This is a genomic window from Luteimonas sp. 22616, assembly GCF_052044325.1.
Lineage (GTDB): Bacteria > Pseudomonadota > Gammaproteobacteria > Xanthomonadales > Xanthomonadaceae > Luteimonas.
Window position 1 is genome coordinate 119,528 of the sequence record NZ_JBQEMW010000001.1, and the last position, 12,342, is coordinate 131,869.

A 12,342-nucleotide genomic window follows, 5' to 3' on the forward strand; every position below is an offset into this window, starting at 1 on the left:
TTTCTCCTGGAAAGGGCATGACGCCACAATAGGCAGTGGCGGCAGGCATGTGAAATCGAACCTTGCTGCCAAGATAATCAATGAAGCCTATCGACTCCAATGCAAGCGCCGCGTCAAGACAGGCGCAGCGCGCCATCGACGGCGCCTGCAGCCGCGATGCCGCGCGCCTGAAAGGCCTGCTGCGCCGTTGGCAGGCCGCGCCCGGCGACACCGGGGCGCGCGTGGCGTTCGAGGCTGCGCTGTCGCAGTCGGTCGAACGTCGCCAGGCACGTGCCGCGCGCCTGCCACGGGCACTGGTCGACCCGGTGCTGCCGATCGCCGCGCACGCCGACGAGATCGTTGCGCTGATCCGCGACCATCCGGTGGTGGTGATTGCCGGCGAGACCGGTTCGGGCAAGACCACCCAGCTGCCGAAGCTGTGCCTGGCCGCCGGGCGCGGCGCCGCCGGCATGATCGCCTGCACCCAGCCGCGCCGGATCGCCGCGCGCGCGGTGGCGCGGCGCGTGGCCGAGGAACTGCAGGTGCCGCTGGGTGGCGCGGTGGGCTTCCAGGTGCGCTTTTCGGACAACGTCTCGGCCGACACCGCGGTCAAGTTCATGACCGACGGCATCCTGCTGGCCGAGATTGCCTCGGACCGCTGGCTGTCCGCCTACGACACCATCATCATCGACGAGGCCCACGAGCGCAGCCTCAACATCGATTTCCTGCTCGGCTATCTGAAGCAGCTGCTGCAGCGGCGCCGCGACCTGAAGGTCATCGTGACCTCGGCCACCATCGATACCGAACGCTTCGCCGCGCATTTCGGCGGCGCGCCGGTCGTCAACGTCGAAGGCCGCGGTTATCCGGTGGAAGTGCGCTACCGGCCGCTGGAAGGAGAGGGCGAGGAGGAAGGCGAACGCACGGTGCTCGACGGCGTCCTCGCCGCCTGCGACGAGATCGCGCGTGAACGTCCAATGGGTGACACCCTGATCTTCCTGCCCGGCGAGCGCGAGATCCGCGACGCGCACCAGGCGCTGGAGCACCGCAAGTACCGCCACACCGAAGTGCTGCCGCTGTACGCGCGGCTGTCGGCGCGCGACCAGGACCGGGTGTTCAATCCCGGCCCGCAGCGGCGCATCGTGCTGGCGACCAACGTCGCCGAGACCTCGTTGACGGTGCCGCGCATCCATTACGTGGTCGATCCGGGGCTGGCGCGCGTCAAGCGCTACAGCCCGCGGCTCAAGCTCGATCGCCTGCACATCGAACCGGTGAGCCAGGCCAGCGCCGACCAGCGCAAGGGCCGCTGCGGCCGGATCGCGCCCGGCACCTGCTACCGGATCTATTCGGAGGCCGACTTCCAGTCGCGCGTGGCGTACACCGACCCGGAAATCCGCCGCGCGGCGCTGGCCGGGGTGATCCTGCGGATGCTGTCGCTCGGATTGGGCGGCGACGGCGAGCGAGCCGGCAAGCGCCGCCGCGGGCGCACGGACGAGGTGTCGCGTCTGGAAGCGAACCTGGTCGAGGATTTCCCCTTCATCGACCCGCCCGATCCGCGCGCCATCGCCGACGGCTGGCAGCAGCTGGCCGAACTCGGCGCGGTCGATGCGCAGCGCCGGCTCACGCCGATCGGCCGAACGATGGCGAAGTTGCCGGTGGACGTGAAGCTGGCGCGGATGCTGGTCGCCGCGCAGGCGCACGGCTGTCTGCACGAGATGCTCGCGATCGCGTCGTTCCTCGGCATCCAGGATCCGCGCGAGCGGCCATCCGACCAGCGCGCCGCGGCCGACAATGCGCATGCGCAGTTCCGTGATGCGAAGTCCGAGTTCGTCGGCATCCTGAAGCTCTGGGACGCCTACCGCACCGCGCACGAGGACATGACCCAGTCGCAGCTGCGCAAGTGGTGCGACAGGAATTTCCTCGGCTTCCTGCGCATGCGCGAATGGCGCGAACTGCATCGGCAATTGAAGCTGCAATGCGAGGAGTTGGGTTGGCGCGAGAAACAAGGGACGGCAGAGCCTGTTTCTTCCCTGCCTTTGAAAAAGGGGGGCAGGCGAGATTCGCCTTTGCCGTCGGCGCGGGCCAAGGCAGGGCGGAAGCAAGAAAAACTCCCTCTCAATCCACCTTTTTCAAAGGGGGAGGAAGAGCCGGGTGGGCATCTTTCGGCCGCGTCCTACGTGACGCTGCATCGCGCCCTGATCGCCGGCCTGCCGACCCAGCTCGGCCACCGCACCGAGCGCGGCCAGTACGAGGGGCCGCGCGGGCGCAAGTTCCAGCTGTTTCCCGGTTCCGCGCTCGCTTCGAAGCCACCGCCGTGGGTGCTGTCGGCCACGCTGCTCGACACCGAGAAGGTCTGGTCGCTGACCAATGCCGCGATCGAGCCGGAATGGGCGATCGCCGAGCTGCCGCACCTGCTCGCGCGCCGCCATTTCGACCCGCGCTGGTCGCGCAGCCAGGGCCGGGTGATCGGCAGCGAGCAGGTGTCGCTGTTCGGCCTGGTGCTGGCGCCGAAGCAGCCGATCCATTACGGCGGCCTGTATCCGGAGGAGGCGCGCGAGATCTTCGTGCGCGACGGCCTGGTCAGCGGCGAGATCAACACCCGCAGCGCTTTCGTCGCGCGCAACCGCAAGGTGCTGGCGCAGGCCGAGGAAGAGGAGGCCAAGCAGCGCCGCGCCGGGCTGGTGGTGGACGAGGAATGGATGGCGCAGTGGTATCGCGACCGGATTCCCGCTGAGATCGTCAGCGCGCAGGCGCTCGACGCGTGGTACGCGAAGCTGGCCGCCACCGCGAAGCAGGCGCTGGAATGGTCCCGCGACGACCTGCTGGTCGCCGACGGCGCCGACGCCGACCTGTTCCCGGCCTTTATCGCGCTGGGCGACGCGCGCTTGGCAGTGCGCTACCGCTTCGAACCCGGCGCAGTCGACGACGGCATGACGGTGGTGGCGCCACTGCATCTGTTGAACGCGCTGGACGCGCCGCGGCTGTCGTGGCTCGCGCCCGGCTTCGTCGCCGACAAGGCGGCGGGCATGATCCGTACCCTGCCCAAATCCTTGCGCCGCAACTTCGTGCCGGCGCCGGACTTCGCGCGCGCCTTCGCCGACGCGCATGGCATTGCTGACGCGACCACCGACGCGTTCGCCGGCGCGCTGGCGCGGTTCCTCAAGCGCATGACCGGCGTGGAGGTTGCGGGGGGCGACTTCGACGAAACCGCGCTCGAACCGCACCTGCGCGCGAACCTGCGCCTGCTCGACGCCGACGGCCGCAGCGTGCTGGCCGAATCGCGCGACCTCGATGACCTGCGCGAACGCTTCGGCGCGCGTGCACGCGGCGCCTTCGCGGCGCGCGCCTCGGAGGGGCTGGCGCAGGGCGGGCTGACCGAATTCCCTGGCGATCCGATTCCCGAGTCCGTGCCCGGCGCCGGCGGCGTTCCCGCATATCCGGCGCTGCACGACGACGGCGACACTGTCTCGCTCGGCGTGCACGCCGGCCGCGACGAGGCGCGCCGCCACCATCCGCGCGGCGTGCGCCGGCTGCTGGTGCTGGCGCTCGCCGATCGCATGCGCCAGGCGCGCAAGCAGTTGCCGGTTCCGCCGAAGACCGCGCTGCTGTACGCGGCGATCGAATCGGCCGCGCCGCGCGCGTCGCAGCCGGGCCGGTCCGCCGACCACCTGCGCGAGGACCTGGTCGACGGCGCCTTTGCCGCGCTGGCGGCGGACGGACTCGGCGACATCCGCGACGCGGCCGCGTTCGCCGCGCGCCAGGATGCGATCGCCAAGGCGCTGTTCGGCGAAGCGATGGAACGCCTGCGCCAGGCCGAGACCATCCTCGGGCTGGTGGCCGAGGTGCGCGCGCGGCTGGATTCGAAGCTGGTCGGCTGGGCGCGAGGCAATCTCGACGACATGCAGGCGCAGCTGGCCGCGCTGGTCCTGCCGGGATTCCTGCGCGACGTGCCGGCGCAGGCGCTGGCGGAGTATCCGCGCTACCTGCGCGCACTGGCCACACGCGCGCAGCGTGCACTCAACGACCCGACGCGCGACCAGCAGCGGATGCTCGAGCTCAAACCGTTCGCCGACGCACTGGCCGAGGCAACCGCCGACGCACGCGCCGGCGACACGGAGTGGCAGGCGTTGCGCTGGGACATTGAGGAACTGCGCGTCTCGCTGTTCGCCCAGGAGCTGGGCGCGAAGGGCGGGGTGTCGCCGAAGAAGCTCGCGGCGCGGCTTGCGCGGCTGCAGGGAGCGTGACGAGCCTATAAAGCCTCGTCCACGCGCTTGCCATTGCGACGCACGATCCGGGCAGGGACGCCCACCACGGTCGTACGGGCCGGAACGTCCTTCACCACCACGGCGTTGGCCCCGATGGTGACATGGTCGCCTACCCGCACCGCTCCGATCACCTTCGCACCCGCGTGCACAACCACGTTGTCGCCCAGTACCGGGGCGTCTGTGCAGTTGGCATGCCCGATCGTGACCTGCTGGTTGATCCAGCAATCGCGACCGATACGTGCTGCAGAGATGATGGTTGCGAAGCCATGCTGGATGTAGAGGCCAGGGCCGATATCCGGGGTGGTGATGTAGAGCGTTGGCAGCGGCCGGCACAGCGGTGAGAGCAGTCGCCCGGGCAAGCCGGTACGGTAGTAGAAGAGGTTGCGGTATTCGTGATGGAAACTCATGAGCCGCAGGAACGCCGGGACGAGTGCGTGCTGCGCATCATCGTCGAAGATGACCATGCACCATCGCCGGATGTCGGCAAGCACCACTCCTCGGTTGCGGTGGGTGGCGAGCAGCAGCAGGTGTGGCCACAGGCGAATGCTGCTCAGCGCCGTCCGGAACAGCCGCCAGCCCCGGTGCGCCAACTTCAGTCGCCCTTGCGCAACAGGTGCGCCTGCAGCCGTCGCGCCGCATACAGCATCGAGCCGGCGAAACCGCGTTCGTGCGCGCGCACCAGCGTCATCAGCTTGGAGATCTCGCGGTACTGCATCGCAATGCGATTGTCCCGGTCGCCAAGCAGGCGCTGCAGATCCGAGACGTCCTGCGAGTCAAGAACGTGGCCGGGCTGCAGGCGTTCGGGTAGCGGGCGGTTGACGTAGACGGTGGAGTGCGCCTCTGGTGCCTCCGCGTGTTGAGTGCCTGGCGTGTAGAAATACAGTGCGACCGATTTGCGGCTCCGTTCACGGGCATGTTCGGGCAGGACGATACGGCTGAATCCGTGCCAGCTGTGATCGTGGGTCTCGAAGATCACGCAGCGGTTGAAAACCGGTGCGATGACGGTCTCGGGCGCGATGGTCGGATCGCGGAACAACTCGAGTGCGCCGCCCCATTCCTCATGCCAGTCCGGATTGAGGTAGACGATCAGGTTGAGGCGGCGCTGCCAACGCTCCAGCGGGTGGAAATTGAAGTCCACGTGCGCCTCGAGGCCGCCGTCGTGGCGGTTCTCGTGCGTGCCGCCTCCCAGGTACCACGGGTCGTAGCGCAGGCCGTCGATGCCGGTGATGTCCCCGAGCAGGCGAAGAAACTCCTGGCTGCGGATCATGTCGTCCAGGCCGGCGTATGCATCGCCCAGTGCGCGCACGCGCTCGAACGTCGACTTGCTGCCCTGGCGACCGTCCTCGCTGAGGAAGTTGCCCTGCTCGAACCCCGGAAACTGCGCGAGCAACCGCCGCGCGAACGACTCCTCGAAGAAGTCGTCGATGACCACGTGCCGGAACGGCCGCGCCTCGGCGAACTGGCGCGCGTACACGTCCCGGCCAGCGGCGATCGGAGTCGGAATCCGGTCTGCAATGACCGATGGCATCGCCATCGGTGTTACTTGACCCGTTCGACCTTGGCGCGGGTGTTGTAGCCCTCGATGCGCAGGTACCAGGTGTTGCCGATCACGCTGGGGGTGATCTTGACGGCCGGGTTTTCCAGGCGCACGCCGGCCAGCGAGGCGGTGTCGGTCTGGCGCCACTGCTGGCCGTTGTCGAGGGTGTAGGTGTTGCCCTTGCGGAAGCCCTTGAACTGTCCGGCGATGTGGCCTTCGATCGGTTCGGACGAGCCGAAATGGAAGAAGCCGCGGTTCTCGGTTTGCACCTTCTCCGTGGCCTGCACCGCGGCCTGTTCGGCGGCGCGCGCGGTTTCGGTGGAAATGGTGCGGTTCAACCAGGTGTTGAGGTTGGCCAGTTCGTCGGCGCTGAGCTTGTCGAGGCCGGCGGCCTTGAACTGTTCGGGCGTCATCGCCTGCTCGATTGGCGGCTGCGCGGCGGGGGTCTGTGCGAACGCGGGCAGCGTGCAGCCGAGCAGCAGGGTGAACACGAGCAGGATCGACGAGCGCATGGTCTGTTCCTCGGGTCGGGAGGCGGCTAGTGTAGACCTTCCCCCTGGAGCCGGAACCCGCGTGCCGTCGCCCGTCCACAACGTCGAGCAAGTCCTGGCCGCGCACCCGGCTGTCGCCGCCCTGCCGCGGCGTTTGCGGGCGCTGCTGGACGAGGCGTTGGAAGGCGCGGGGAACGGCCCGGACGCGGCGTTGGCCGAGCTGGCCGATACCCTCGATTCGCTGGTGCTGCTCAATGCCGACGGCGAGACGGTGCTGGCCGCGATCCTGCACGCATTGCCAGATGCCGCGACGCGGCTGGAGACCAGGCTTGCCGATGCCGAACCGGCGGTCGCGGCGCTGCTCGACGGCCAGCGCGCTGCCAACCAGGTCTGGGCGCTGCATGCCGAGCGGTCCGGGCAGGGTAGCGCCGAGGGGCTGCGGCGCCTGCTGCTGGCGATCGTCCGCGACCTGCGGGTGGTGCCGATCCTGCTGGCACGGCAGCTGGCGCAGCTGCGCACGGCCTCGCAACGGCCGGACGACGAGCGCCGCGCGCTGGCGCAGCTCACCCGTGACATCCATGCGCCGCTGGCCAACCGCCTCGGCATCTGGCAGCTGAAGTGGGAGCTCGAGGACCTGGCGTTCCGCCATCTCGATCCCGACACCTACCGCCGCATCGCGCGCCTGCTCGACGACAAGCGCGCCGGCCGCGAGCAGTACATCGAGCAGGTCACGCGGGCATTGCGCGAGGCGCTGGCCGCGCAGGGCATTGAGGCCGAGGTGGCCGGTCGGCCCAAGCACATCTACAGCATCTGGAAGAAGATGCAGAAAAAGGACGTGCCGATCGGCGAGCTCTACGACCTGCGGGCCGTGCGCGTGCTGGTCGACGACATCCCGGCCTGCTATGCCGCGCTGGGCGTGGCGCACGCGCTGTGGATGCCGATCCCCAGCGAGTTCGACGACTACATCGCCAGGCCCAAGCACAACGACTACCGCTCGCTGCATACCGCCGTGGTCGGGCCGGAGGGCAAGACGCTGGAAGTGCAGATCCGCACCCGCGACATGCATGCGCAGGCCGAGCTGGGCGTGGCCGCGCACTGGCGCTACAAGGAGCACGGCTATTCGGAACGGGGAGGCCCGCAGCGCTCGGCCGCCGGCAATGCCGCGCTCGACCGCAAGATCGAGTGGATGCGGCGGCTGCTGGAAGCCAATGCGGAAGGCGCGGGTGAACTCGCCGGCAGCCTCGATACCGAACTGGTCGAGGACCGCATCTACGTGCTGACGCCTCGCGGCGAGGTTGTCGACCTGCCGCGCGGCGCCACGCCGCTGGACTTCGCCTACCACGTGCATACCGACGTCGGCCACCGCTGCCGTGGGGCCAAGGTCGATGGCCGCATCGTGCCGCTCGACCACGTGCTACGCAGCGGTGACCGGGTCGAGATCCTCACCGGCAAGGTGTCCGAACCGCGCCGCGACTGGCTGCTGGCGGCCAACGGCTTCCTCGCCAGCGCGCGCTCGCGCGAGAAGGTGCGCAGCTGGTTCCACAAGCTCGACCGCGCGCGCAACCTGCAGGACGGCCGCGAACTGCTCGACAAGGAGCTCAAGCGCCTGGGCCTGCAGCAGGCCGATCCGGCGCCGGCGCTGCAGAAGTTCAACGTTGCCACGCTCGACGACCTGTACGTGCTTGTGGCGCTGGGCGACGTCGGCCCGCACCAGGTCACCCGTGCGCTGCTCGAACACGAGCGCAGCGCGCGCGAACCGGCCGCTTCCGATGACGGAGAACTGGCCGTGCGTGCACCGCGCAGGGCGGCGAAGACGCCGGCTTCGGCGTTCACCGTGGTTGGCGTCGGCAACCTGCTGGTGCAGGTCGCGCGCTGCTGCCAGCCGGTGCCCGGGGAGGCCGTCTGCGGCTATCTCACCCGCAGCCGCGGCGTGAGCGTGCATCGCAGCGACTGCGCAGCGTTCCTGCGCCTGTCGGCCGCGAACCCGCAGCGCGTGCTGCCGGTGGAGTGGGGTCGCGCCGGCGGCGGCCACGAAGCCGGGTTGGTGATCGACGCGGTCGACCGCAAATACCTGCTCAAGGACCTGACCAACCTGATCGCGCAGGAAGACGCGCACGTGCTGTCGATCCGCAGCGACAGCGGCCACCACGGACAGCAACGGCTGCGCATGCAGGTGCGGGTGCAGGATTTCGGCCAGCTGTCGCGGTTGCTCGGCAAGATCGAAAGCCTCCCGGGCGTGCAGCAGGCGCGCCGCGCCTGAGCGACAAGCCCCGGAGTCACGGCGACGTTCAGCGGTATCTTCTATGCTGCGCCGGTGATCCACGAACGCGACATGCCAGACGATCCGGACGGGCACGGCACCGACCTTGGCGACGGCCGTCGCGAGCCGGGCATGGGGCCACTCGCGGGCCTTGATTTCGCGCGCCGCGCGCGGCCACGACCTGTCCTCGACACGCATGGTCGCTGGTGGCCCTGGCTGCTGGCATGCGCGCTGCTGCTGGCGGTGCTGGTGGTGGTGTTCCGCACGCCGCTTGCCGACTGGCTGTGGCCACAGACGCGGGCGCAAGCGCTGCGCGCACAGGCGGCGCAGGCATTGGCACAGGGCAGGTTGACGGCCGCAGATGGCAGCGGTGCGCGCGAACTCTACGCCGCGGCGCTGGCGATGGATCCGGATCGCGACGAGGCGCGGGCGGGCCTGGCGCAGGTAGCCGAGGCCGCACTGGCGCAGGCGCGCCAGGCGACCGCGCAGGACCGTTTCGCCGATGCCCACGCGTCGCTGCAGCTGGCCCGCGCGCTGTCGGTCCCGCGCGCCGATGTCGCTGCCGTGGCCACGGAACTGCGCAAGCGCGAGGCTGCGCACGCCGGCATTCCCGGGCTGCTCGCGCAGGCCGAGGCTGCGCGGGAAGCCGGACGGTTGACCGGCGACGACACCGCCGCGCTGCCGCTGTACCGGCGCATCCTCGCTCTGCAGCCGGAAAACACTCGCGCACTCGAAGGCCGTGAGGACGCGCTGGGCGAACTGTTGCAGCAGGCGCGCGCGCAGCTGCGCGAGGGCAAGCTCGCCGAGGCCACGGCCGCGATCGCCGCCGCGCGCGACTTCGACCCCGGCCACGTCGACCTGCCGGACACCCAAGCGCGGTTGAACGAGGAACTCGACGACGTGCGCCGCACCGCGGCCAACGACCTGCGCGGCGGGCGACTGGAGCGCGCCGTCGAGCATTACCGGCTGCTGGCCGAGGCCGGCCAGCAGGCCGATGCGGACGCGGGACTTCAGCGCGTGGCGGCGGCCTGGGCGCATCGCGCGGAAACCCTGGCCGGGGATTTCCGCTTCGCGGCGGCCGATGCCGCGCTGGACCAGGCGCGTGCGCTGGCACCGGAGATGGCGGCAGTATCGGAGGCCGAGCACCGCATCGCCCGCGCGCAGCAGGCGCATGCGCGCCTGGGCAGCCAGGTGCCGCCGCGCGAACGCGGGCGCCGGGTCGCGCGCCTGCTGGCCGAGGCGAGGGAAGCCGAAGCCCGCGGCGACCTGCTCGATCCGCCCGGCGACAGCGCCTTCGACAAGCTGCGCGCCGCGCGCGCGATCGCACCGGACGACCCGGCCGTGCGCAAGGCCACCGCCCACCTGCTGCCGGCCGCGAAGCAATGCTTCGAACGCGGCCTGAGCGCAAATAACCTCGGTTTGGCGCGCGCCTGCTTCGATGCGCGTGTGGCGCTGGAAACCGATGCAGCCGCGCTGGCATCGGCGCGCCGCCGGCTGGCCGGTCGCTGGCTGGCGATCGGCGACGAGCGTCTTGGCGCCGGCGAGCTGCGCGGCGCCAGCGCGGCGCTGGCATCGGCGCGCGCGCTGGACCCGGCCACGCCGGGGCTCGACGACTTCGATCGCCGCATCCGCGCGGCCACGGCGCCGCAGCGCTGACCCGTGCGCCGTCAGTCGCGCCGCGCGAAGAACACCTGCCGCACGGTGTCGCGCGCGGCGTCGAGCGAGAAGTGACGCGCGACGTTGTCCAGTCCGTTGCGGCTGAGCGTCGTCCACAGCGCTTCGTCTTCGTGCAACCGCACCACGGCGTCGGCGAAGGCGTCGGCGTCGTCGGCCACCAGCACGTCGTGGCCGTCGCGGGTATGCATGCCTTCGACGGCGCACGGCGTCGCCACCACCGGCTGGCCATGGGCCATGCTCAGGTTGACCTTGCCCTTGACCCCGGCGCCGTAACGCAGCGGCGCCAGCGCGACCCGGCAGCCGTCCATGTACGGCGCAATGTCGGGCACGTGGCCGTGGACGATGATGCCGTCGCGCGCGGACAGCGCGCTGACCGCTTCGACCACGTCGCCGCCGATGCAGTGGAAGCGGACGTCCGGCAAGCGCGCGCGTACCTGCGGGAACACGGCATCGGCGAACCAGCGCACGGCATCGACATTCGGCGGATGGCGGAAGCCCCCGACGAACACCAGGTCCCGGCGCTGTGCGAACGGCGCCCCCGGCCCGGCAATGCGGTGCAGGTTGGACAGCACGGCCACGCGCGCGGCTGGTGCGTCGTCGGCGAGCAGCGCGCGCTCGGCTTCGCTCACCACCAGGGTCAGGTCGCTGCGCGCGATCACGTCCAGTTCCAGCATGCGCGTGCGCTGCGCGGTCCGCGCCCTCGTGGCATCGCCGGCAACCTGCGCGGCGCGCTGCTCGCGCAGGTAGTGCAGGTCGATCGTGTCGAACACCAGCTGCGCCTGCGGCGCATACGCGCGCAGCAGCGGCAGGAATTCGCGCGCGACGTAGTGGCGGCAGGCGATGACGCTGTCGAAGCGTGATCCGTGCTCGCGCAGCCACGCCGGCACGCCGCCCACGAAGGGGGCGAACCAGGTTTCCACGCCGAGGGCCTGCAGCGTCTCGGTGTAGGGCCCCGCGTGCTTCAGGTCCGCGGGCAGGAACACCACGTGCGCGCCTTCCTCGCGCAGCAGTCGCATCAGGTTGACCAGGCGCAGCGATCCCGAGTCGCGGTCTGGCATCGGCGACAGCGCATCGATTACCAGCACCTGCCTGCGGCCCCGATGCAACCCGGCGGGCGAGGGCACGACATCGGCGGCAAGTTGTTGTCGCAGTGCTTCGGCCCGATGCGCGGCGAAGCGCTCGCGATTGCGGACCTGGTAGGCCTTGGCGCCGTGGCCGGTGTCGGTACCGGCGGTCGCGCCCTCGTCGTGGACCACCCGCGCGGCCGGCTGGTACAGCACGCGCCTGCCGGCGGCGCGGACCGCGAAGGCCAGGTCGGTGTCCTCGTAGTAGGCCGGCGCGTAGCGCACGTCGAACATGCCCAGTTGCGCAAACAGCGCGCGCGGAATGGCGATGGCCGCGCCGCTGGCGTAGTCGACGTCGCGCAGGTAACCGTAGCGGGGATCGACGGGTGACTGGTGGCGGCCATAGTTCCAGCCGCTGCCGTCGGCGAACACCACCCCACCGGCCTCCTGCAACCTGCCATCGGGATACAGCAGCTGCGCACCGACCAACCCCGTGCCGGGATGCTCGGCGAAGGTCCGCAGCAGCGCGTCGAGCCAGCCCGGCTGCGGCACGGTGTCGTTGTTGAGGAACACCAGGTATTCGCCGCGCGCGAGCGCGGCGCCATCGTTGCAGGCAGCGATGAAGCCGCCGTTGTCCGCACGACGGTGATAGCGCAGGCCGGTGATCGCCGGCAGCACCCCGGCGCTGTCGTCCGGCGAGCCGTCGTCGACCACGATCACCTCGAACGGCACCCGGGGCGGTTGCCCGGCCAGCGCGCGCAGGCAGCGCAGGGTGTGTTCGAGCTGGCCATAGACGGGAATGACGATGCTGGCCAGCGGTGCGTCGCTGGTGGGCAACGCCGCCGGCACGCGCGGCGTTTCAGCCGGGAAATACAGCACCGCTCGCTGCGCCTCGGGCACCCGGCGCAACTGCGTGCGCACCCGCTGCCAGCTCGCGCGCAGGCCGCGCGTGCGCAGGCTGAGCCAGCCGCGGCGGATCAGGCCGGTCGCGCGATCGAACAGGAAACGCGCATCGGCCAGTGAAATCGACAACTCGTAGCTCCGGCTGGCGGAAAGGAGGGGCGGGGCATGA

7 protein-coding genes are annotated in these 12,342 nt (G+C 70.4%); 3 read left to right on the forward strand and 4 right to left on the reverse strand.

Going from position 1 to position 12,342, the window contains the following annotated elements:
• Positions 1-80: 80 nt before the first annotated feature.
• Complete coding sequence (locus tag ACTJIL_RS00535; RefSeq protein ID WP_440753678.1) at positions 81-4,220, forward strand: DUF3418 domain-containing protein; 4,140 nt, start codon at positions 81-83, stop codon at positions 4,218-4,220.
• Between the two features lie 5 nt (positions 4,221-4,225).
• Here the strand turns inward: ACTJIL_RS00535 and ACTJIL_RS00540 are convergent, their stop codons facing one another.
• The 3 genes from ACTJIL_RS00540 to ACTJIL_RS00550 all read right to left on the reverse strand — a co-directional run bounded on the left by ACTJIL_RS00540 (position 4,226) and on the right by ACTJIL_RS00550 (position 6,290).
• Entirely contained in the window at positions 4,226-4,705 is a 480-nt protein-coding gene (locus tag ACTJIL_RS00540) for a serine O-acetyltransferase (RefSeq protein ID WP_440753679.1), read from the reverse strand.
• 128 nt (positions 4,706-4,833) lie between these two features.
• Complete coding sequence (locus tag ACTJIL_RS00545) at positions 4,834-5,769, reverse strand: 2OG-Fe(II) oxygenase (protein ID WP_440753680.1); 936 nt, start codon at positions 5,767-5,769, stop codon at positions 4,834-4,836.
• 11 nt (positions 5,770-5,780) lie between these two features.
• Positions 5,781-6,290: a hypothetical protein gene (locus ACTJIL_RS00550; protein WP_440753681.1), complete on the reverse strand. Its 510-nt coding sequence runs from the start codon at positions 6,288-6,290 to the stop codon at positions 5,781-5,783.
• Here ACTJIL_RS00550 and ACTJIL_RS00555 point away from each other — a divergent pair.
• Together ACTJIL_RS00555 and ACTJIL_RS00560 are read left to right on the forward strand one after the other, a co-directional pair.
• Positions 6,289-8,529, forward strand: coding sequence for a RelA/SpoT family protein (locus ACTJIL_RS00555; protein WP_440753682.1), 2,241 nt, complete (start codon positions 6,289-6,291; stop codon positions 8,527-8,529). The genes ACTJIL_RS00550 and ACTJIL_RS00555 overlap by 2 nt on opposite strands.
• A 72-nt stretch (positions 8,530-8,601) precedes the next feature.
• A complete protein-coding gene (locus ACTJIL_RS00560) occupies positions 8,602-10,185 on the forward strand; it encodes a hypothetical protein (protein ID WP_440753683.1) in 1,584 nt (527 codons plus the stop codon).
• 11 nt (positions 10,186-10,196) lie between these two features.
• On the opposite strand, the gene ACTJIL_RS00565 is transcribed toward ACTJIL_RS00560, so the two are convergent.
• Positions 10,197-12,302, reverse strand: coding sequence for a glycosyltransferase (locus tag ACTJIL_RS00565; protein WP_440753684.1), 2,106 nt, complete (start codon positions 12,300-12,302; stop codon positions 10,197-10,199).
• Positions 12,303-12,342 lie beyond the last annotated feature (40 nt).